The sequence below is a fragment of the Streptomyces cyaneofuscatus genome, from assembly GCF_042718795.1.
Lineage (GTDB): Bacteria > Actinomycetota > Actinomycetes > Streptomycetales > Streptomycetaceae > Streptomyces > Streptomyces cyaneofuscatus_A.
Genome location: NZ_JBHXOX010000011.1, coordinates 108,121 through 130,179 on the forward strand (window position 1 = coordinate 108,121; position 22,059 = coordinate 130,179).

18 protein-coding genes are annotated in these 22,059 nt (G+C 71.7%); 14 read left to right on the plus strand and 4 right to left on the minus strand.

The genetic code is table 11. The features are described 5' to 3' along the window. The 5 genes from ACFWRT_RS14980 (at position 1) to mutM (ending at position 4,011) form a co-directional block, all read left to right on the plus strand. The gene (locus ACFWRT_RS14980; protein WP_380955409.1) at positions 1-1,155 is read left to right on the plus strand and encodes an ATP synthase F0 subunit B; all 1,155 of its coding nucleotides are present in this window, start codon (positions 1-3) and stop codon (positions 1,153-1,155) included. A gap of 185 nt (positions 1,156-1,340) precedes the next feature. Beyond that, positions 1,341-2,012 (plus strand): YceD family protein, encoded by a 672-nt coding sequence (locus ACFWRT_RS14985; RefSeq protein ID WP_380955408.1) that lies wholly within the window; start codon positions 1,341-1,343, stop codon positions 2,010-2,012. A gap of 2 nt (positions 2,013-2,014) precedes the next feature. Next, positions 2,015-2,188, plus strand: a complete 174-nt coding sequence (gene rpmF / locus ACFWRT_RS14990) for a 50S ribosomal protein L32 (RefSeq protein ID WP_003965982.1) — start codon at positions 2,015-2,017, stop codon at positions 2,186-2,188. 19 nt (positions 2,189-2,207) lie between these two features. Continuing rightward, on the plus strand, positions 2,208-3,032 hold the full coding sequence (gene rnc, locus ACFWRT_RS14995) for a ribonuclease III (RefSeq protein WP_026241021.1): 825 nt from the start codon (positions 2,208-2,210) through the stop codon (positions 3,030-3,032). A gap of 118 nt (positions 3,033-3,150) precedes the next feature. Further along, positions 3,151-4,011 carry a bifunctional DNA-formamidopyrimidine glycosylase/DNA-(apurinic or apyrimidinic site) lyase gene (mutM, locus tag ACFWRT_RS15000; protein WP_380955407.1) on the plus strand — a complete coding sequence of 287 codons (861 nt, stop codon included), beginning with the start codon at positions 3,151-3,153 and terminating at the stop codon, positions 4,009-4,011. Here mutM and ACFWRT_RS15005 read toward each other — a convergent pair. Together ACFWRT_RS15005 and ACFWRT_RS15010 are read right to left on the minus strand one after the other, a co-directional pair. Continuing rightward, positions 3,984-4,370 carry a winged helix-turn-helix transcriptional regulator gene (locus ACFWRT_RS15005; RefSeq protein WP_380955406.1) on the minus strand — a complete coding sequence of 129 codons (387 nt, stop codon included), beginning with the start codon at positions 4,368-4,370 and terminating at the stop codon, positions 3,984-3,986. The genes mutM and ACFWRT_RS15005 overlap by 28 nt on opposite strands. Positions 4,371-4,454: 84 nt before the next feature. Continuing rightward, complete coding sequence (locus tag ACFWRT_RS15010) at positions 4,455-5,438, minus strand: CAP domain-containing protein (RefSeq protein ID WP_380955404.1); 984 nt, start codon at positions 5,436-5,438, stop codon at positions 4,455-4,457. A gap of 180 nt (positions 5,439-5,618) precedes the next feature. Between ACFWRT_RS15010 and ACFWRT_RS15015 the strand changes: the two genes are divergently transcribed. The 4 genes from ACFWRT_RS15015 to ACFWRT_RS15030 all read left to right on the plus strand — a co-directional run bounded on the left by ACFWRT_RS15015 (position 5,619) and on the right by ACFWRT_RS15030 (position 12,294). Continuing rightward, positions 5,619-5,900, plus strand: a complete 282-nt coding sequence (locus ACFWRT_RS15015) for an acylphosphatase (protein WP_076968486.1) — start codon at positions 5,619-5,621, stop codon at positions 5,898-5,900. Positions 5,901-6,338: 438 nt separating this feature from the next. Further along, positions 6,339-6,551 (plus strand): hypothetical protein, encoded by a 213-nt coding sequence (locus tag ACFWRT_RS15020; protein ID WP_003965973.1) that lies wholly within the window; start codon positions 6,339-6,341, stop codon positions 6,549-6,551. 338 nt (positions 6,552-6,889) lie between these two features. Beyond that, positions 6,890-10,648, plus strand: a complete 3,759-nt coding sequence (locus tag ACFWRT_RS15025) for a chromosome segregation SMC family protein (RefSeq protein ID WP_380955402.1) — start codon at positions 6,890-6,892, stop codon at positions 10,646-10,648. Between the two features lie 227 nt (positions 10,649-10,875). After that, a complete protein-coding gene (locus ACFWRT_RS15030) occupies positions 10,876-12,294 on the plus strand; it encodes a sugar porter family MFS transporter (RefSeq protein WP_380955401.1) in 1,419 nt (472 codons plus the stop codon). Positions 12,295-12,327: 33 nt separating this feature from the next. Here the strand turns inward: ACFWRT_RS15030 and ACFWRT_RS15035 are convergent, their stop codons facing one another. Then, entirely contained in the window at positions 12,328-13,308 is a 981-nt protein-coding gene (locus tag ACFWRT_RS15035; RefSeq protein ID WP_380955400.1) for an LLM class flavin-dependent oxidoreductase, read from the minus strand. 179 nt (positions 13,309-13,487) lie between these two features. Between ACFWRT_RS15035 and ftsY the strand changes: the two genes are divergently transcribed. After that, positions 13,488-14,699, plus strand: a complete 1,212-nt coding sequence (gene ftsY, locus ACFWRT_RS15040; RefSeq protein ID WP_359526826.1) for a signal recognition particle-docking protein FtsY — start codon at positions 13,488-13,490, stop codon at positions 14,697-14,699. Positions 14,700-14,792: 93 nt separating this feature from the next. Here ftsY and ACFWRT_RS15045 read toward each other — a convergent pair whose 3' ends face one another. After that, on the minus strand, positions 14,793-15,440 hold the full coding sequence (locus ACFWRT_RS15045; RefSeq protein ID WP_380951890.1) for a bifunctional DNA primase/polymerase: 648 nt from the start codon (positions 15,438-15,440) through the stop codon (positions 14,793-14,795). Between the two features lie 450 nt (positions 15,441-15,890). Here ACFWRT_RS15045 and nsdA point away from each other — a divergent pair, with 450 nt between their 5' ends. From nsdA to ACFWRT_RS15065, 4 genes are all read left to right on the plus strand, one after another. Next, a complete protein-coding gene (gene nsdA / locus ACFWRT_RS15050; protein WP_380951899.1) occupies positions 15,891-17,366 on the plus strand; it encodes a transcriptional repressor NsdA in 1,476 nt (491 codons plus the stop codon). Between the two features lie 402 nt (positions 17,367-17,768). After that, the gene (locus ACFWRT_RS15055; RefSeq protein ID WP_380951889.1) at positions 17,769-19,121 is read left to right on the plus strand and encodes an ammonium transporter; all 1,353 of its coding nucleotides are present in this window, start codon (positions 17,769-17,771) and stop codon (positions 19,119-19,121) included. Next, a complete protein-coding gene (locus ACFWRT_RS15060; RefSeq protein ID WP_006127894.1) occupies positions 19,118-19,456 on the plus strand; it encodes a P-II family nitrogen regulator in 339 nt (112 codons plus the stop codon). The genes ACFWRT_RS15055 and ACFWRT_RS15060 overlap by 4 nt, the downstream gene beginning before the upstream one ends. Positions 19,457-19,574: 118 nt before the next feature. Further along, a complete protein-coding gene (locus ACFWRT_RS15065) occupies positions 19,575-22,037 on the plus strand; it encodes a [protein-PII] uridylyltransferase (RefSeq protein WP_380951888.1) in 2,463 nt (820 codons plus the stop codon). Positions 22,038-22,059 lie beyond the last annotated feature (22 nt).

Consider the following 22,059-nt stretch of genomic DNA (forward strand, 5'->3'; position numbering starts at 1 on the left):
GTGGACGTGCAGAAGAAGCTCGACGAGATCGTCGACGCGGTCGGGAACGCCCGCGCCATGCCCATGTCGGCCTCGTGCGTGGTCAACCGCGCCGAGCTGCTCGCCATGCTCGAAGAGGTACGCGAGGCCCTGCCCGGCTCGCTCGCCCACGCCCAGGAGCTGATCGGCGGCCAGGAGCAGTTCGCCGAGCAGGCCCGGCAGGAGGCCGAGCGGATCATCCGGTCCGCGCACGCCCAGCGCTCCTCGCTGATCGCCGAGACCGAGATCGCCCGCCAGTCGCAGAGCGAGGCCGACCGGATCCTCTCCGAGGCCCGCCGCGAGGCCGAGGAGGTCCGGGCCGAGGCCGACGACTACGTCGACAGCAAGCTCGCCAACTTCGAGGTCGTCCTCACCAAGACCATCGGCTCCGTCGACCGCGGCCGCGAGAAGCTGCTCGGCCGGGGCCAGGGCCTGGACGAGCAGGGCTACCAGGACCCCGACTTCGCCGAGGCCCCCGAGCGCAGCGCCGACCCCGAGACGCTGAAGCAGCGGGCCGACGCGTACGTGGACGCCAAGTTCGGCGCCTTCGAGGCGGTCCTCGCCAAGACCCTGGAGGCGGTCGGCCGCGGCCGGCAGAAGCTGCACGGCCGGGTCGCCTCCGACGACCTAGGGGCCCACATGGCCGCCCAGGACGCGGCGGGTGCCCAGGGCCACACCAGCGACGCCGACTACCTGGCCGGCCTCGCGGAGCTGGCCACGCCGGCGCCGCCGCAGGCCGCCCAGCCGCCGCTCTACCAGGAGCGGCAGCCGGAGTACCCGGCCCAGCCGCCGCAGGCCGAGCCGGGCTACGCGCAGGCGGAGTACGGCCAGGGCGAGTACGGCCAGGCCGAGTACGCGCAGGCGTCGTACGGCTACCAGGAGCAGCAGCAGCCGCACCAGCAGGGCCAGGACCCGTACGGCTACCAGCAGGTGCCGGACCCGTACGCGGCCTATCAGCAGCCCGCCTACGACCCGAACCAGTACCCGCCCCCGCCGCAGGCCCAGCCGGAGTACGACTGGCAGCGGCAGCGCCAGGTGCCCGCCCAGCAGAACCAGGGCGCGCTGGACGAGACCAGCCTCTTCGACACCAGCATGATCGACCTGGAGCAGTTGCGCCGCTACGAAGAGGGCCGCTGACCGCAGAGGCTCGGGCCAGGGGCTCGGGGGAGGTCCTGGGCCGATTGGGTGCTGAGCGGTCCGTCCAGTATCCTGAATCCTCGGTCGCACATAGGTCCGCGATCTCGGCTGCCCGTTTCGTCTGCGAATCGGGACGATTTGACTCCGGACCGCAGACGGCCTCTCCCCTTGCAGCACCGCACCCCATGATTTCGAAAGCAGGAAGAGCCCTGAACGGCAACCTCGACCACCGCAACCCTCTCGTGTTCGATACGCGCGAGCTGGGCCGGCGTCCTGGTGCCATGAAGCGGCTCTCCCGCACGGTGGACGCACCCGGTTCACCGGTTCTCGGTATCGACGGCGTCATCGGTGTGCCGGAAGGCGCACCCCTGGAGCTGGACCTCCGACTCGAATCGGTCATGGAAGGGGTGCTCGTCACAGGTACCGCCCGTGCGAGCGCCGAAGGGGAGTGCGTAAGGTGTCTGGAGCCGCTGACCGTCGAGGTCGACGCGGATTTCCAGGAGATGTTCTCGTACCCTGACGCCGATGACCGGGGCCGCAGCAGTGCGGCGGACCCGGCCGACGACGCCGAGGACGACGAGGACAGGTTCTTCCTCGAGGACGGCTTGTTCGACCTCGAGTCAGTGCTGCGTGACGCGGTAGTGCTCGCACTGCCCATGCAGCCGGTGTGCAAGGAGACCTGTGCCGGTCTGTGTTCCGAATGCGGAATCAGGCTGGACGAGAACCCGGGCCACCACCACGACGCCGTCGACATCCGTTGGGCGGCACTGCAAGGACTCGCCGAGACCGTTCAGGACGGCGAGAAGGACAACATGGGCGGCGCCGAACCTGGCGTCGACGAGAAGCAGGAGAAGTAGCCGTGGCTGTTCCGAAGCGGAAGATGTCGCGCAGCAACACGCGCCACCGCCGGTCGCAGTGGAAGGCTGCGGTCCCCACCCTGGTTTCGTGCGAGCGTTGCCAGGAGCCGAAGCTCCAGCACATTGCGTGCCCGAGCTGCGGCACCTACAACAAGCGCCAGGTCCTCGAGGTCTGAGCGGCTGGTGAGAGGCCCGATGTCTGAGTTGTCCAGCGCCAAGAAGCAGGCAGACAACGTCAACACAGCCTCGTCCCACACGCTTCTGGAAGGGCGGCTCGGGTATCACCTCGAGTCCGCCCTTCTGGTGCGTGCGCTGACCCACCGTTCGTACGCGTACGAGAACGGCGGTCTGCCCACCAACGAGCGGCTCGAATTCCTCGGGGATTCGGTGCTCGGCCTGGTGGTCACGGACACGCTGTACCGCACCCACCCCGACCTGCCCGAAGGCCAACTGGCCAAGTTGCGGGCCGCGGTGGTCAACTCGCGTGCGCTTGCGGAAGTGGGCCGCGGCCTCGAACTCGGCTCCTTCATCCGGCTCGGCCGCGGTGAAGAGGGCACGGGTGGCCGGGACAAGGCTTCCATCCTCGCCGACACACTGGAAGCAGTGATCGGCGCGGTCTATCTCGACCAGGGCCTCAGCGCGGCCTCGGAGCTGGTCCACCGGCTCTTCGACCCGCTGATCGACAGGTCCTCGAACCTCGGTGCCGGCCTGGACTGGAAGACCAGCCTCCAGGAGCTCACCGCGAGCGAGAGCCTCGGAGTCCCCGAGTACCTCGTCACGGAGACCGGCCCGGATCACGAGAAGACCTTCACTGCTGCTGCTCGCGTCGGTGGTGTCTCGTACGGCACCGGCACCGGCCGTAGCAAGAAGGAAGCGGAGCAGCAGGCGGCCGAGTCCGCCTGGCGTGAGATCAGCGCCGCCGCAGAGGCACGGCAGGCCGCGGAGAAGTCCGCGGCCGACGGAGGGGCCGCCGACACCCCTGCCGACCCGTCGCCCGACACGGACGCCGCTCCGGCCTGAAGCAGAACGTCGAACCCCTCGGTGCCCCGCGCACCGGGGGGTTCGTCCCTGTCCCGGGGAGCGGCTTCCGGTAAGAGGCGCCCCCGTACTACCGTCGTCGTGTCTGGAGTGGTCCACCGTGCCCGAGCTGCCCGAGGTCGAAGTCGTACGCCGGGGCCTGGAGCGCTGGGTCAGCGGCCGGACCGTCACCGAGGTCGAGGTCCTGCACCCGCGCTCGGTCCGCCGGCACCTCGCGGGCGGCGTGGACTTCGCGGCCCGGCTGCGCGGGGTCCGGTTCGGTACGGCGATGCGGCGCGGCAAGTACCTCTGGGTGCCGATCGACGAGGCCGCCTCCTCGCTGCTCGGCCACCTCGGCATGAGCGGACAACTGCTGGTGCAGCCCGCGGACGCGCCCGACGAGAAGCACCTGCGGATCCGGCTGCGGTTCGACGACGCGCTCGGCACCGAGCTGCGCTTCGTCGACCAGCGCACCTTCGGCGGCCTCTCGCTCCACGACCTCACCGCCGACGGGCTGCCCGACACCATCGCGCACATCGCCCGGGACCCGCTCGACCCGCTCTTCGACGACGCCGCGTTCCACACGGCCCTGCGCCTGCGCCGTACGACGGTCAAGCGCGCGCTCCTGGACCAGTCGCTGATCAGCGGCGTCGGCAACATCTACGCGGACGAGGCGCTCTGGCGCGCCAAGCTCCACTACGACCGCCCCACCGCGACCCTCGCCCGCCCGAAGTCCGCCGAGCTGCTCGGCCACGCCCGGGACGTGATGAACGCGGCCCTCGCCCAGGGCGGCACCAGCTTCGACAGCCTGTACGTCAACGTGAACGGCGAGTCCGGATACTTCGACCGCTCGCTCGACGCGTACGGCAGGGAGGGCGAGCCGTGCCGCCGCTGCGGGACGCCGATGCGCCGCCGCGCCTGGATGAACCGGTCCAGCTACTTCTGCCCGCGCTGTCAGCGCCCGCCGCGCGCCTCGTCGTAACGCGACCGTGCGGCGAGTACGTCGTCCATCCGGCCCTCGACGAGATGGATCAGCCCGAGGAGCCTGCCCGCGACCTCGCGGCCGAGCGGGGTCAGCTCGTAGTCGACCCGGGGCGGGTTGACCGGCTGCGCCTCCCGCAGGACGAGGCCGTCGCGCTCCAGGGCGTGCAGCGTCTGGGAGAGCATCTTCTCGCTGACCCCGTCGACCCGGCGGCGCAGCTCGTTGAACCGGAGGCTCTCCTCGTACAGCGCGCCCAGCGTCAGGCTGCCCCAGCGGCCGGTGGCGTGCTCCAGCGTGGAGCGTGAGGGGCACTGCCGGGAGAAGACGTCGAAGGCGAGGTCGTCCGTGTCGCTGGCCATATCAGCAGCTTACGCCCGTACAGCGCTCACCTGGAGGGAGTGCTGCACGGGCGTAAGTGGTGGTCGGGTGTCTGCGCCTGCGGGTCAGAAGCCGAAGTTCTGGGTCCACCACGGGCCGCCGGAGCCCTCGTGGACGCCGATGCCGATCGTCTTGTAGTCGCAGTTGAGAATGTTCGCGCGGTGGCCGTCGCTGTTCATCCAGCCGTCCATCACGGCCTGGGCGTCGGCCTGGCCGCGGGCGATGTTCTCCGCGGCGAGTCCCTGCACACCGGCCTGGGCGGCCCGGTCCCAGGGCGTGTCGCCGTCCGGGTCGGTGTGGTCGAAGAAGCCACGGGCCGCCATGTCCTCGCTGAAGTTCTGGGCGAGCGAGGTGAGCGGGGCGCTGGTGGTCAGCGGGGAGCAGCCGACCTTCGCGCGCTCCTGGTTCACCAGGGCCAGCACCTCGGCGCGGGCCGAGGTGTCGGAGGGGGCGGGGGCGGGCTTCTTGCTCGGCGGCGGGGCCACGGTCTTCTTCGGCGGGGCCGGGGCCTTGCTCGCCGGGGCGGTGCTCTTCTCCGGGGCCGTGGCGGGTGCCTTCGACTCCTTGGACGGCGTGGCGGCCGGCTTCTTGGAAGGCGTCACGGAGGAGGGCGCGGCCGACTTCGACGGGGTCTTCGAGGCGCCGGCGGAGGGCGACTTCGAGGGCGTCGTGGACGGGGTCTTCGACGGCGACGTCGAGGCAGCCTTCGACGGAGCCTCGGGACGCTCGCTGCCCCTGCTGGCGGGGGAGGAAGAACGGTCGGCCGGGGCGCTGGAGCCGCCCTGCTGCGTCAGCAGGTCGGGAGCGCCGCCGGTGCGGACCTGGTCGGCCGCGGTGGAGCCACCCGACGTGTAGGTGTCGCCGCCGGGGAGCAGGCCCGAGGCGACGGCGACCGCGCCGACCGCCATCGCGGCCGACGCTCCGAGGAGCCCGGTGCGCACCGGCACCGCGGACTTCTTCTTCCGGCGCGTGCCCCGGTGCCGCGAGGCCGCACCGGCCGCGGGTTCTTCAGCGGCGGGGCCTGCGGCGGATCGTCGGTGGCGTCCCATGCGCTGTGCCTTCCTGATGCTCCGGACGTCGCAGCGACGTCACCGATGACCGGTTGATTCACCGGTCGATCTTGGTCCCCGTACTCACCCGAACGGGTGAGGCTATTGCGACGGGACTGTACGCCATGGCTCAAAGGGGCCGCCGTGCTCTTGGAGCAATTGGCCGGTTAGCGTTCGGGCATGAACGAAGAGGCACGGCTGGTCATCTGGGTACGCGGCCGAGTACAGCAAGTAGGGTTCCGCTGGTTCACCAGGGCAAATGCTTTGGAGATCGGCGGACTCGTGGGCTTTGCACTCAATCTGGACGATGGCCGGGTACAGGTGGTCGCCGAAGGATCACGTGACAATTGCCACCGTCTGCTGGATTGGCTGCGCTCCGACGACACACCCGGGCGTGTGGACGGAGTCACTGAGATCTGGGACACCCCGCGCGGCGGTTACGACGGATTCGCCATCCGCTGATACGGGCTCGCGCCGACGCCTCCGATCCGCTCGGTGAACGCGCCGGAGCCAACGGTCACGAGCCGGCCCCGTCGGGCCCCACACCCGAAATGACCTGCGAAAGGACCGTGCGGCGACCGATGGTTGCCAGATGCGGGATGTCGTGCAAGGCTGCGGCATTGACGAAGATCCCCACACCCGTCGGGGTTCCGCAGGAGAGTCGCGCCGCATGATCGTCGGGCCGCGCACCCCCGGGACACCCGGCTCCACGGGGTGTGATCGTGTTGACCGTCAAACTTTTTGGTGAGACGCTGAAAACCCCGCGCACCTTAGCTGTTCGGTAGAGCTGGTATGCAGCAGAACCGCAGTGGTGACAGAGCCCTGCCGAGCACCGCGGGTGCGATCCCCTGACGACCCACACCGCATCGGTCGGTCACTCATTGTGGAGGACCATCCATCATGGCAAAGGCGCTTCTCGGTTACGTCGGCGGTTCCGACCCGCGACTCCTCGCCGAGATGCGACGGCTCCAGCAGCGCGTCCAGGACCTGGAATCCGAGCTCAACCGGATCCAGGACGAGAACGACGCGCTCAACGCCGCCGCTCAGCACCAGGAGTCGTTGCTCGACAGCATCGACATCGACGTACCCCAGGGCGAGCCTGCGCTGACCTGACCGGTGGCCCCTCGGGGCCGGTCGGGCTGAGCAGTCTCATCAGCCTCGGAACATCTCTTCATATCTGATCTGATCCGTCCTGCGTCACGGATCGCCGTCCCCGGACGACCGGCTCCCTGACCGACAGGGCCGCCTGTGTCCGGATCACCGGCAACGCATCGCCCGGTCGCCGTGGCGGTGCGCCGTGCAGGACCGCACCAAGATCTACAGGGACGCCTCGGCGTCCCTTTTTTCTTTGCCCGGACCCCCCGGCCCCCGCCGTACCCCCCTCGCTTACCGTCTGATGTGCCCTGCACCTTCATGACCGAAACCGAGAGGGAAAGGTAGAGTCCGGCGGCGTGCACCTCAAGGCCCTGACCCTGCGTGGTTTCAAATCGTTCGCGTCCGCCACCACCCTGCGGTTCGAACCGGGGATCACCTGTGTCGTCGGGCCCAATGGGTCGGGCAAATCCAATGTGGTGGACGCCCTCTCCTGGGTCATGGGAGAACAGGGAGCCAAATCCCTGCGCGGCGGCAAGATGGAAGACGTGATCTTCGCCGGGACCACCGGACGGCCTCCGCTCGGCCGCGCCGAAGTGTCGCTCACCATCGACAATTCCGATGGCGCATTGCCCATCGAGTACGCCGAAGTGACGATCACTCGGATCATGTTCCGCAATGGCGGCAGTGAATACCAGATCAATGGTGACACCTGCCGGCTGCTGGACATCCAGGAACTCCTCTCCGATTCCGGTATCGGCCGGGAGATGCACGTCATCGTCGGCCAGGGGCAGTTGGACTCCGTCCTGCACGCCGACCCGATGGGCCGCCGGGCCTTCATCGAGGAGGCCGCGGGCGTCCTCAAGCACCGGAAGCGGAAGGAGAAGGCGCTCCGGAAGCTGGACGCGATGGGCGCCAACCTGGCCCGCGTACAGGACCTCACCGACGAGCTGCGCCGCCAGCTCAAGCCGCTCGGCCGGCAGGCCGCCGTCGCCCGCCGCGCCGCCGTGATCCAGGCCGACCTGCGCGACGCCCGGCTCCGGCTCCTCGCGCACGACCTGGTGACCCTGCGGGACGCGCTGCGCGACGAGATCGCCGACGAGGCCGAGCTGAAGAAGCGGAAGGACGCGGCGGAGGCCGAGTTGAAGGCCGCGCTCGCCCGGGAGGCGGAGCTGGAGGGCGAGGTGCGCCGCCTGGCGCCGCGGCTCCAGCGCGCCCAGCAGACCTGGTACGAGCTCTCGCAGTTGGCCGAGCGGGTACGCGGCACGGTCTCGCTGGCCGACGCCCGGGTCAGGAGCGCCACCGAGGCCCCCGCCGAGGAGCGCCGGGGCCGCGACCCCGAGGACCTGGAGCGCGAGGCCGCCCGGATCCGCGAGCAGGAGGCGGAGCTGACGGCGGCCCTGGAGGCGGCCGAGCACGCGCTGGAGGACACCGTCGCCCACCGCGCCGACCTGGAGCGCGAGCTGGCCGCCGAGGAGCGCCGGCTCAAGGACGCCGCCCGCGCCATCGCGGACCGCCGCGAGGGCCTGGCCCGGCTGAACGGCCAGGTCAACGCCGCCCGCAGCCGGGCCGGTTCGGCGCAGGCCGAGATCGACCGGCTGGCCGCATCGCGCGACGAGGCCCAGGAGCGGGCCGTCACCGCCCAGGAGGAGTACGAGCAGCTCAAGGCGGAGGTCGAGGGGCTGGACGCGGACGACGAGGAGCTGACCGCCCGCCACGAGGAGGCCAAGCAGGCCCTCGCCGGCGCCCAGGCCGCCCACAGCGCCGCCCGCGAGGAGGCGACGGCCGCCGAGCGCAGGCGGGCGGCGGTGGCGGCCCGGCACGAGGCGCTGGCCCTGGGGCTGCGCCGCAAGGACGGTACGGGCGCGCTGCTCGACGCCCGGGACCGGCTGGCCGGCCTCCTCGGCCCCGCCGCCGAACTGCTCACCGTCCGGCCCGGCTACGAGGTCCCGGTCGCCGCCGCCCTGGGAGCCGCGGCGGACGCGGTGGCGGTGAAGGACCCGGCCACGGCCGCCGAGGCCATCCGGCTGCTGCGCGAGCGGGACGCGGGGCGGGCGGTGATGCTGCTGGGGGAGGCGGCGCCGGCGGAGGGCGTCCGGCCCGGTCACGTACCGGGGCAGTCGGCGGACGGCGCCGTGTCCGGCCACGTACCGGGGCAGGGCGGCGAGCACGCACAGGACGAGGCTCCTGGGGCGACCTCAGGCCCGCTGCCCGCACAGGGTGGCGCATCCGGCGGTACGGGGTCCGCGCCCGGCGGCCCCGATGTCCTCGCACTGTCCCACGGGGCTGCCGAAAGCCTCACCACCGTCACCACCACCGCCCCCGCCGTGGCCGACCTGCTCACCGGCCCCGCCGCCCTCATGGCCGCCGTACGCCGCCTCGTACGGGACACCGTCGTCGTCGCCACCCTGGAGGACGCCGAGGCCCTCGTCGCCGCGCACCCCGGGCTGACCGCCGTGACCGGTGAGGGCGACATGCTCTCCGCCCACTTCGCGCACGGCGGCTCCGCCGGGGCGCCCAGCCTCCTGGAGGTGCAGGCCTCCGTGGACGAGGCCGCCGCCGAGCTGGCCGACCTCGCCGTGCGGTGCGAGGAGCTGGCGGAGGCGCAGCGGTTGGCGGGGGAGCACCGCACGGAGGGCGCCGCGCTCCTCGAGGATCTGGGGGAGCGGCGGCGGGAGGCCGAGCGGGAGAAGTCGGGCGTCGCCCAGCAGCTCGGGCGGCTCGCCGGGACGGCCCGGAGCGCGGCGGGCGAGGCCGAGCGGATGACCGCCTCCGCGGCCCGCGCCCAGGAGGCCCTGGAGCGGGCGATGGAGGAGGCCGAGGAGCTGGCCGAGCGGCTGCTGGTGGCCCAGGAGGCGCCGGTGGAGGAGGAGCCCGACACCTCCGTACGGGACCGGCTCGCCGCCGACGGGGCCAACGCCCGCCAGACCGAGATGGAGGCCCGGCTCCAGGCCCGTACCCACGAGGAACGCGTCAAGTCGCTGGCCGGGCGCGCCGACGGGCTCGACCGGGCGGCCCGTACCGAACGCGAGGCCCGCGCCCGCGCCGAGCAGCGCCGGGCCCGGCTGCGCCACGAGGCCGCCGTGGCCTTCGCCGTCGCCTCGGGCGCCCGTCAACTGCTGGCGCACGTCGAGGTGTCCCTCGTACGGGCCGATCGGGAACGCGCCTCGGCCGAGGCGGCGAAGGGCGAGCGGGAGCGCGAGCTGGCCGCCGAGCGGGGCCGGGGCCGCGACCTCAAGGGCGAGCTGGACAAGCTCACCGACTCGGTCCACCGGGGCGAGGTGCTGGGCGCCGAGAAGCGGCTGCGTATCGAGCAGCTCGAGACGAAGGCCCTGGAGGAGCTGGGCGTGGAGCCCGCCGGGCTCGTCTCCGAGTACGGCCCGGACCAGCTCGTGCCGCCGTCGCCGCCCGCCGAGGGCGAGGAGCTGCCGGAGGACCCGGACCATCCGCGTAACCGGCCGAAGGCGTATCTGCGTACCGAACAGGAGAAGCGGCTGCGGTCGGCCGAACGGGCGTACCAGCAACTCGGGAAGGTGAATCCGCTCGCCCTGGAGGAGTTCTCGGCGCTGGAGGAACGGCACCAGTTCCTCTCCGAGCAGCTCGAAGACCTGAAGAAGACCCGGGCCGATCTGCTCCAGGTGATCAAGGAGGTCGACGAGCGGGTCGAGCAGGTGTTCACGGAGGCGTACCGGGACACGGCCCGTCAGTTCGAGGGCGTCTTCGCCCGGCTCTTCCCCGGGGGCGAGGGGCGGCTGATCCTGACCGATCCGGACAACATGCTCACCACCGGGGTGGACGTCGAGGCCCGTCCGCCGGGCAAGAAGGTGAAGCGGCTCTCGCTGCTCTCGGGCGGTGAGCGGTCCCTGACGGCCGTGGCGTTGCTGGTCTCCATCTTCAAGGCCCGCCCCAGTCCCTTCTACGTGATGGACGAGGTCGAGGCGGCGCTCGACGACACCAACCTGCAGCGGCTGATCCGGATCATGGAGGAGCTCCAGGAGAGCTCCCAGCTGATCGTCATCACCCACCAGAAGCGGACGATGGAGGTCGCCGACGCGCTGTACGGCGTCTCCATGCAGGGTGACGGCGTGTCGAAGGTGATCAGTCAGCGGCTGCGCTGACCCGGACGGCGGATCCGCCGACTCTTTACCGAATCGTCAGAGGTTCGACGCACCTTTCGCGCGCACCTGGGTACATGCGCTGGGACCCGCTGTTTGACTTCGTTTCTTGAACGCATAACCTCTGCGAAGTTGATTTCACCTTCAAGTGGTGGCGGGCCGGATGTTGTGCCCCACTGGGAAGGCTCACCCCCCCACGTCTGACTTGCGGCCAGGCATCAGGAGTTCATGTGACCAGCGCAGCGAACGGACCGGCGTCCGGAGCCCGAGCGGCCCATCCGGACCACCTCGGCCATGTCATCTTCATCACGGCTGCCGCGGCGATGGGCGGCTTCCTCTTCGGCTACGACAGTTCCGTCATCAACGGGGCCGTGGAGGCGATCCGCGACCGGTACGACATCGGCTCCGGAACGCTCGCCCAGGTCATCGCCATCGCGCTGATCGGCTGTGCCATCGGCGCCGCCACCGCAGGCCGGATCGCGGACCGGATCGGCCGCATCCGCTGCATGCAGATCGCCTCGGTGCTCTTCACCGCCAGCGCCATCGGCTCCGCGCTGCCGTTCGCGCTCTGGGACCTGGCGATGTGGCGCATCATCGGCGGCTTCGCCATCGGCATGGCCTCCGTCATCGGCCCCGCCTACATCGCCGAGGTCTCCCCGCCCGCCTACCGGGGCCGGCTCGGCTCCTTCCAGCAGGCCGCGATCGTCATCGGCATCGCCATCTCCCAGCTCGTCAACTACGCCGTCCTCCAGATCGCCGACGGCGACCAGCGCGGCGAGATCCTGGGGCTGGAGGCCTGGCAGTGGATGCTCGGTGTGATGGTCGTCCCGGCCATCCTCTACGGGCTCCTCTCCTTCGCCATCCCCGAGTCCCCGCGCTTCCTCATCTCGGTCGGCAAGAAGGCCGAGGCCCGCAAGATCCTCGAAGAGGTCGAGGGCGACAAGATCGACCTCGACGCCCGCGTGGCCGAGATCGAGACCGCCATGCACCGCGAGCACAAGTCGTCCTTCAAGGACCTGCTCGGCAACCGCTTCTTCTTCCTGCCCATCGTCTGGGTAGGTATCGGCCTGTCGATGTTCCAGCAGCTCGTCGGCATCAACGTGGCGTTCTACTACTCGGCGACGCTGTGGCAGTCCGTCGGCATCGACCCGACCGACTCGTTCTTCTACTCGTTCACCACCTCGATCATCAACATCATCGGCACGGTGATCGCGATGGTGCTGGTGGACCGGGTGGGGCGCAGGCCGCTCGCCCTCGTCGGCTCCTTCGGTATGGCGATCGCGCTGGCCGTCGAGGCCTGGGCCTTCTCCGCCGACCTGGTCGACGGCAAGCTGCCCACCACCCAGGGCGTCGTCGCCCTGGTCGCCGCTCACGTGTTCGTGCTCTTCTTCGCGTTGTCGTGGGGTGTCGTCGTCTGGGTCTTCCTGGGCGAGATGTTCCCGAACCGGCTGCGGGCCGCCGCCCTCGGTGTCGCCGTCTTCGCGCAGTGGATCGCCAACTGGGCGATCACCGCCAGCTTCCCGAGCCTGGCCGACTGGAACCTCTCGGGGACGTACATCATCTACGCCTGCTTCGCCGTGCTCTCGATCCCCTTCGTGCTCAAGTTCGTGAAGGAGACCAAGGGCAAGACGCTGGAGGAGATGGGTTAGCCCATCTCCTTCATGTTCACGCGCTGCCCTAGTTCATGGCTGAGCCGGGGCAGCCGGCGTTTCGAGCGCCGCGCAGAACAGCCGCAGACTCCGCCACCCCTCCTCCACCGGCATCCCGCCACAGAGCGGATGCAGCACCAGCGAGTCCGCGTCCAGCGCCGTGAGCTCCTCCGGCGTGACGATCCGGTACACCCCCTCCTCGCGCAGCTCCGCCACCGTCGTGGCCGCCGACCGCACCGCCGAGCGGATGTCCTCGGACTGCCAGGAGGCGTACGTCCGCGCCTCGTGCAGCAGGTGCTCCCCGTACAGCCCCCACGTCCGCTCCGGGTCCTCGGAGACCTGGAGCAGCGGCGTCCGGGCCGCGGGCATCATGCAGAACCCCTCCGTCCCGTACGCCTCCCGCTGCTGGTGGTAGTACGCCTCCAGCTCCGGCAGATGCGCGCTCGGGAAGAGCGGCAGCCCCAGCCGGGCCGCCCGCCGTGCCGCCGCCCGTGAGCTGCCGCCGACCAGGAGCAGCGGATGCGGCCGGGTGTACGGGCGCGGGGTGACGCGCACCGTACGCCCCCGGTACGGGAACGGCTCCCCGGTCCACGCCGCCAGCAGCGTCTCCAGCAGCTCGTCCTGGAGCCTGCCGCGCCGCCCCCAGTCCACGCCCGCCCGCTCGTACTCCTCGGGCCGGTAGCCGATCCCCGCGACCGTGACCAGCCGCCCCGCGCTCAGCAGGTCCAGTACCGCGATGTCCTCCGCGAGCCGCAGCGGGTCGTGCAGCGGGCCGATGATCGCCGAGACGGTCACCGCGATGCGCTGCGTGGCACCGAAGACCGCACCGGCGAAGGTGAGGGGGGAGGGCAGCCAGGAGTTCGCCACCCCGTGGTGCTCCTCGGTCTGCACCGTGTCGACGCCGTGCTCGTCCGCGTACGCCGCCATCTCCAGGGTGGCGCGGTAGCGGGCCGAGAGGGTTACGGGGGTGGCTTCGGGATCGATGAGATTGAACCGGACCACGGTGAAGGCCATGACGGGTGTCCCCTTTCGCCGGGTGGGCAGGGCGGGGCGCACAGTAGCTGACGTACCGTCAGAAGGGTAGGGATCCGCATGGGTCATTACCGCTAAAAGGTGCATACGGGGTCGGTGGCTCAGCGGGCGGCGTGCGGGGCCGTGCCCGGGCGGCGGCCGTGGCCGATACTGGACGGGTTATGGAACTCGTCGAAATCGTCATCCTCGCTGTAGTCATCGCCCTGGCCGCCGTCGGCCTGGTCGGCGGGCTCGTGGTCGGCAGCCGCAAGAAGCGGAAGCTGCCGCCCCCGCCGCCGTCCACGCCGACCATCACTCCTCCCGCCGAGCCGAAGGTCGGCGAGGAGGCCGAGACGCCGCGCGACGAAGCGCGGCGCACCATCGACGAAGTCGCCCTCCCGGACGCCACCGCGCCCGCCGAGGAGGCTCCGGTGGTCGAGGCTCCGGCGCCGCCCGCGCTGGAGATCCCCGAGCCCACCGAGGGGCGGCTCGTCCGGCTCCGGGCCCGGCTCGCCCGCTCGCAGAACTCGCTCGGCAAGGGGCTGCTCACGCTGCTGTCCCGGGACAACCTGGACGAGGACACCTGGGAGGAGATCGAGGACACCCTCCTCACCGCCGACGTCGGCGTCGCCCCCACCCAGGAACTGGTCGAGCGGCTCCGCGAGCGCGTCCGGGTGCTCGGCACCCGTACCCCCGAAGACCTCCGCGCCCTGCTGCGCGAAGAGCTGATCACCCTGCTCGGCCCGGACTTCGACCGTGAGGTCAAGACCGAGGGCGGCGCCGAGACGCCGGGCGTCGTGATGGTCGTCGGCGTCAACGGCACCGGCAAGACCACCACCACCGGCAAGCTGGCCCGCGTCCTCGTCGCCGACGGCCGCAGCGTCGTCCTCGGCGCGGCCGACACCTTCCGCGCCGCCGCCGCCGACCAGCTCCAGACCTGGGGCGAGCGCGTCGGAGCCCGTACGGTCCGCGGACCCGAGGGCGGCGACCCGGCCTCGATCGCGTACGACGCGGTCAAGGAGGGCATCGCGGAGGGGGCCGACGTGGTCCTCATCGACACCGCCGGCCGGCTGCACACCAAGACCGGGCTCATGGACGAGCTGGGAAAGGTCAAGCGGGTCGTGGAGAAGCACGGTCCGCTGGACGAGGTCCTGCTCGTCCTGGACGCCACCACCGGGCAGAACGGCCTCGTCCAGGCCCGGGTCTTCGCCGAGGTCGTGGACATCACCGGCATCGTCCTCACCAAGCTCGACGGCACCGCCAAGGGCGGCATCGTCATCGCGGTCCAGCGCGAGCTGGGCGTACCGGTGAAGCTGATCGGGCTCGGCGAGGGGGCGGACGACCTGGCTCCGTTCGAGCCGGGCGCCTTCGTGGACGCCCTGATCGGCGACTGACGCGCCTCACCCCGTACGGCGGACGGGCGGCGGCTCCCACCAGGAGCCTGCCGCCCGTCCGCCGTTTCCGTACTCCTGCTGACCGCTCCCTGCTCACGACCGGTGGCAGACGTACGCCAGCGTCCCCAGCAGCAGCCGCGCCTGCGGGGGAGCGGCGGCCGTGTCCAGCACCGGGGGCCGCAGCCAGCGGACCGGGCCGAAGCCGCCGAGGTCGGAGGGCGGGGCGGTGATGTGCGCGCCCGGGCCCAGCGCCCGCAGGTCCAGGTCCGCGTCGTCCCAGCCCATGCGGTAGAGCAGGCCGGGCAGCTCGGCGGCGGCCCCGGGGGCGACGAAGAACTGCGCCCGGCCGGTCGGCGTCACCGCCACCGGGCCCAGCGGCAGCCCCATCCGCTCCAGCCGCACCAGCGCCCGCCGCCCGGCCTGCTCCGCGACCTCCAGGACGTCGAAGGTCCGGCCCACCGGCAGCAGCATCGAGGCGCCCGGGGTCTCGGCCCAGGCGTCCGCCGCGCTGTCCAGGCCGGTGCCCGCCGGGACCTCCCGGGCGAAGCCCAGCGGGTGGGCGCCCGGGGCGGGGCAGGCCCGCTGCCCGCACGAGCAGGCGCCGTCGCGGGCACGGGTGCCCGGCGCCACGGCCCAGCCCCAGAGCCCGGTGTACTCGGCCACCGCGGTGGCCTCGGTGCCGCGGCCTCGCCGCCGTACGCCGGAACGTTTCTCGCGGATGCCGCCGATCGTGAAGCCCATGCCCCCTCCAACGGGTCCGACTCATCGGTGGTTACGACCCGGAGTGCTCGGGTAACCCTCCGTCGCTGCAACTCGATCGAGTGGCGTGCGCCGTGGTGCGCGAGGTGGTGCGTCCCGGTGCGTGCGCCCCCGAGTGCTTCCGTACGCTCGTCCATCGGTCGTGGTGTCCCAAGTCAAGCGCGCCAGGCGGCAGTCGGGTTCATTCGAGGGGGTGGCGAATGGTGGCGTTTCCGCAATCCCCTCGCGAGAGGGGTGATCGTAGGATTACCGTCGGTACACGAACCCTGGGAGCATGTGCGGCCACGGGTATGCCTCGGGCAACCCGGTTTCCTGTTCGGCGTTTCGACGGAGTCCACCTCCCGGACGGACAGCGGCAGGCACGGCATTCTGATAGTGGTTCGCACGATGAAGGATTCAGCGGGGATGACGACGGGGAACGGGGGCCTTCCGGTGAGCGGCAGCGGCGCAGGCGATACGGAGGCCGGCAAGCGTCCCAACGCGCAGTTGGGGTCGTGGTTCGTACGCAGTGGCTGGTCCAAGGGCGAGCTGGCACGCCAGGTGAACCGGCGGGCGCGGCAGATGGGCGCCCACCACATCAGCACCGACACCTCCCGGGTGCGGCGCTGGCTCGACGGCGAGCAGCCGCGGGAGCCGATCCCGCGCATCCTCTCCGAGCTGTTCTCCGAGCGCTTCGGCGCGGTGGTCGCCGTCGAGGACCTCGGCCTGCGCACCGCGCACCAGTCACCCTCGGTGGCCGGCGTGGACCTGCCCTGGGCGGGCCCGCAGACCGTCGCCCTGCTCAGCGAGTTCTCCCGCAGCGACCTGATGCTCGCCCGGCGGGGCTTCCTCGGCAGCTCGCTCGCGCTGGCCGCCGGGCCCGCCCTGATCGAGCCGATGCAGCGCTGGCTGGTGCCCGTCCCGGCCAAGGGTCCCGGCGAACCGGAGTCGGAGGCCGCCGCCCGCAGGCCCTCCCGGCTCTCCGGCCCCGAGCTGGACCTGCTGGAGTCCACCACCGCGATGTTCCGGCAGTGGGACGCCCAGTGCGGCGGCGGCCTGCGCCGCAAGGCCGTCGTCGGGCAACTCCACGAGGTCACCGACCTGTTGCAGGAGCCGCAGCCCGGGCCGACCTCGAAGCGCCTCTTCCGCTGCGCCGCCGAACTGGCCGAGCTGGCGGGCTGGATGAGCTACGACGTAGGCCTCCAGCCCACCGCCCAGAAGTACTTCGTGCTCGCCCTGCACGCCGCGAAGGAGGCCGGTGACAAGCCGCTCGGCAGCTATGTGCTCTCCAGCATGAGCCGCCAGATGATCCACCTGGGCCGCCCCGACGACGCCCTGGAGCTCATCCACCTCGCGCAGTACGGCAGCCGCGACTGCGCCACCCCCCGTACACAGGCCATGCTGTATGCGATGGAGGCCCGCGCGTACGCCAACATGGGCCAGCCCAGCAAGTGCAAGCGAGCCGTCCGGATGGCCGAGGACACCTTCCAGGACGCCGGACTGGACGGCGAGCCCGAGCCCGACTGGATCCGCTTCTTCTCCGAAGCCGAGCTCAACGGCGAGAACGCCCACTCCTACCGTGACCTGGCCTATGTCGCCGGCCGCAGCCCCACCTACGCCTCGCTCGCCGAGCCCGTCATGGAGAAGGCCGTCGAGCTGTTCGGCGAGGACGACGAGCACCAGCGCTCCTACGCGCTCAACCTGATCGGCATGGCTACCGTCCATCTGCTCCAGCGCGAGCCCGAGCAGTCCACCGTGCTCGCCGGACAGGCCCTGAAGATCGCCAAGAAGGTCCGATCCGAGCGCGTCAACACCCGGCTGCGCAAGACCGTCGACACCGCTGCCAGGGACTTCGGCGATGTCGCCGACGTCGCCCGGCTCACCGATCTGCTCAGCGAACAGTTGCCGGAGTCCGCCGAAGCGGTCTGACCCGGCACCACCGGCCCCGGCCGCGGCCCCTCCTCCGTACAGCCCGACTCGGCTCCCCCATCGCCTGGTCATCCGGAGGGGAGCCGTGGCCGGTTCGCGTCGTACCGCCCTCGGAGGGACCCGGCGGCGTTTCAACCGAACCGTATGCGGCGTGGGCTGCATGGTAGGCAGCGCACCGGACCCGCCACCCGGGATTCATTCCGACGTAACACGCACCACCTCTTCGTCACGCTCGCGAAACATCGTGCGGCATCCCCGGAAACGGCGCTCCGCCAATCTCATGGCGCACAGGCGGTCTCCGGCCATGATCCGCCGGACCCCCTGACCGGCCCGCACCTTTGCCCAGTGGTCCCGCAGCTTTCCCCCGCACGCCGCGGCCGCTCCGACGACGAGGAGACGCCGATGCCCCCAGGCATCACGACGCTTGCCGCAGACGCCCCTGAGCTGTCTGCCGCCAACACCGGGTTCATGCTCATCTGCTCGGCCCTGGTGATGCTCATGACCCCCGGCCTCGCCTTCTTCTACGGAGGCATGGTCCGCGTCAAGAGCACCCTGAACATGCTGATGATGAGCTTCATCAGCCTCGGGATCGTCACGATCCTGTGGGTGCTCTACGGATTCAGCCTCGCCTTCGGCTCCGACGTCGGCTCGGTCATCGGCTGGAGCTCCGACTACGTCGGCTTCAGCAACATCGGCGTCACCGAACTCTGGGACGGCTACACCATCCCGGTGTACGTCTTCGCCGCCTTCCAGCTGATGTTCGCCATCCTCACCCCGGCCCTGATCAGCGGTGCGCTCGCCGACCGCGTGAAGTTCTCCGCGTGGGCGCTGTTCATCGTCCTGTGGGTCACCATCGTCTACTTCCCCGTCGCCCACTGGGTCTGGGGCGCGGGCGGCTGGCTCTTCGAGATGGGCGTCATCGACTTCGCCGGCGGTACGGCGGTCCACATCAACGCCGGTGCCGCGGCCCTCGGCGTGATCCTCGTCATCGGCAAGCGCATCGGCTTCAAGAAGGACCCGATGCGGCCGCACAGCCTGCCGCTCGTCATGCTCGGCGCGGCCCTCCTGTGGTTCGGCTGGTTCGGCTTCAACGCCGGATCCTGGCTCGGCAACGACGACGGCGTCGGTGCGGTCATGTTCCTCAACACCCAGGTCGCCACCGCGGCCGCCGTCCTCGGTTGGCTCGCCTACGAGAAGCTGCGCCACGGCTCCTTCACCACCCTCGGCGCCGCCTCCGGCGCGGTCTCGGGCCTGGTCGCCATCACCCCGGCGGGTGGTTCGGTCTCCCCGCTCGGCGCCATCGCGGTCGGCCTCATCGCCGGTGTCCTGTGCGCCATGGCCGTCGGCCTGAAGTACAAGTTCGGCTACGACGACTCCCTGGACGTCGTCGGCGTCCACCTCGTCGGCGGCATCATCGGCTCCATCCTGGTCGGCTTCTTCGCCACCGGCGGCGTCCAGTCCGACGCCAAGGGCCTCTTCTACGGCGGCGGTGTCGACCAGCTCGGCAAGCAGGCCGTCGGCGTCGTCGCGGTCCTCGCGTACTCTCTGCTCGTCTCCGGCCTCATCGCCCTGGTGCTCCACAAGACCATCGGGATGCGGGTCTCCGAGGACGACGAGATCTCCGGCATCGACCAGGTCGAGCACGCCGAGACCGCATACGACTTCAGCGGCGCCGGCGGCGGCACGGTCTCCCGCACCACCGCCACCGCACCCGACACGACGGCAGCACCGAAGGCAAAGAAGGTGGACGCATGAAGCTCATCACCGCGGTCGTGAAGCCCCACCGGCTGGACGAGATCAAGGAGGCCCTCCAGGCCTTCGGCGTCCAGGGGCTCACCGTCACCGAGGCCAGCGGTTACGGGCGTCAGCGCGGCCACACCGAGGTCTACCGGGGCGCCGAGTACACCGTCGACCTCGTCCCCAAGATCCGCATCGAGGTCCTCGTCGAGGACGAGGACGCCGAACAGCTCATCGAGGTCGTCGTCAAGGCCGCCCGTACCGGCAAGATCGGTGACGGGAAGGTCTGGAGTGTCCCGGTCGACACCGCCGTCCGCGTCCGGACCGGCGAACGCGGCCCGGACGCCCTCTGACCGAGGCTCCCGCCGGGTGCCGGACCTCCTCCGGCGCCCGGCCCGACGCCCCCGGCGGACGGCCCGCACAGCGGACGGGCGCCCCTGACCGAGGCCCCACCGAACGGAAGGCACCTGGGTGACGAGCACCGAAGCGATCACCGAAAGCGAAGACTCGGGACCCAGCGGCTATGCGGCGGCCCGGCTGCGCCTCCTCCAGCAGGAGGCGCGGTCCGGGCCGCCGCGCCGTACGGCCCTCGCCCGCCTCACCGACGACTGGCTCACCGGCCTGTTCACGTCGGCGGCCGAACACGCCGGGGTCCGCGGCGCCGCCCTCGTCGCCGTCGGCGGCTACGGCCGCGGCGAACTCTCCCCGCGCAGCGACCTCGACCTGCTCCTCCTGCACGACGGCACCGCCGACGCGGCCGCCATCTCCGCCCTCGCGGACGGCATCTGGTACCCGGTCTGGGACCTGGGCCTCGCCCTCGACCACTCCGTACGCACCCCCGGCGAGGCCCGGAAGACGGCCGGTGAGGACCTCAAGGTCCAGCTCGGCCTGCTGGACGCCCGGCCGATCGCCGGAGACCTCGGCCTGGTCGCCTCCCTGCGCACCGCGATCCTCGCCGACTGGCGCAACCAGGCGCCCAAACGCCTCCCCGCCCTCCACGAGCTCTGCCAGGAGCGCGCGGAGCGGATGGGCGAGCTCCAGTTCCTCCTGGAACCCGACCTCAAGGAGGCCCGCGGCGGCCTCCGCGACGCCACCGCCCTGCGCGCGGTCGCCGCGTCCTGGGTCGCCGACGCTCCCCGCGAAGGCCTCGACCAGGCCCGCCGCACCCTCCTGGACGCCCGCGACGCCCTCCACCTCACCACCGGCCGCGCCACCGACCGCCTCGCCCTCCAGGAACAGGACCAGGTCGCGGAGGCGCTCGGCCTGCTCGACGCCGACGCACTGCTGCGCCAGGTGTACGAGGCCGCGCGCACGGTCTCGTACGCCTCCGACGTCACCTGGCGCGAGGTCAACAGGGTGCTGCGCGCCCGCTCCGTACGCCCCCGGCTCCGGGCCATGCTCGGCGGCTCGCTCGGAGGAGCCAAACCCGCCCCCGAGCGCGCCCCGCTCGCCGACGGCGTGGTGGAGGCCGACGGCGAGGTGGTCCTCGCCCGCGCCGCCCGCCCCGACCGCGACCCCGTCCTCACCCTGCGCGCCGCCGCGGCCGCCGCCGAGGCCGGACTGCCGCTCTCCCGCCACCTCGTACGCCACCTCGCCACCACCGTCCGGCCGCTGCCGGTCCCGTGGCCGCCCGAGGCCCGTGAGGAGCTGGTCACCCTGCTCGGCGCGGGGGAGTCCACCGTCGGCGTCTGGGAGGCGCTCGAAGCGGAAGGGATCATCACCCGGCTGCTGCCCGACTGGGAACGCGTCCACTGCCGCCCCCAGCGCAACCCCGTCCACACCTGGACCGTCGACCGGCACCTGGTCGAGACCGCCGTCCGCGCCGCCAACCTCACCCGCCGCGTCCACCGCCCCGACCTCCTCCTGGTCGCCGCCCTCCTCCACGACATCGGCAAGGGCTGGCCCGGCGACCACTCGGTGGCCGGCGAGGTCATCGCCCGCGACATGGCCGCCCGGATCGGCTTCGACAAGCACGACGTGGGCGTCATCGCCACCCTCGTACGCCACCATCTGCTGCTCGTGGAGACCGCCACCCGGCGCGACCTGGACGACCCCGCCACCGTGCGGTCGGTCGCCGAGGCCGTCTCCACCGCCTCCACCCTGGAGCTGCTGCACGCCCTCACAGAGGCCGACGCGCTCGCCACCGGGCCCGCCGCCTGGTCCGCCTGGCGGGCCTCCCTCGTCACCGACCTGGTCAAACGCGTCGCCGCCGTCCTCGCGGGGGAGGCCCCCGAGGAGCCGGAGGAGGCCGCGCCCAGCGCCGAGCACGAACGCCTCGCGATCGAGGCCCTGCGCACCGGCGAACCCGCCCTCACCCTGCACACCCACCCCGAGGAGCCCGCCGGGGACGGGGAGGTCGAACCGGTCGGCGTCGAGCTGCTCATCGCCCTGCCCGACCGGCCCGGTGTGCTGCCCGCCGCCGCCGGAGTCCTCGCCCTGCACCGCCTCACCGTGCGCGCCGCCGACCTGCGCGCGGTGGAGCTGCCCAACGAGGTGGGGGAGCGGGCGGACCTGCTGCTGCTCAGTTGGCGGGTCGCGGCCGAGTACGGGGCCCTTCCGCAGGCCGTCCGGCTCCGCGCCGACCTCGTACGCGCCCTGGACGGCTCCCTGGACATCCGGGCCCGGCTCGCGGAGCGGGAGGCCGCCTACCCGCGCCGCAGAGGCGTGAAGGCCCCGCCGCCCCGCGTCACCGTCGCGGCGGCCGGCTCCCGCCGCGCCACCGTCATCGAGGTCCGTGCCCAGGACGCCCCGGGGCTGCTGCACCGGATCGGCAACGCCCTGGAGGGATGCGCGGTACGGGTGCGGAGCGCCCATGTCTCCACCCTCGGCGCCAACGCGGTGGACGCCTTCTACGTCACCGGGACCGGCGGCGAACCGCTGCCGGAGATCCGGGCCGCCGAGGTGGCCCGGGAGGTCGAGAAGGCCCTCGGCTGACGCGTACGACGCTTTTGTCCTG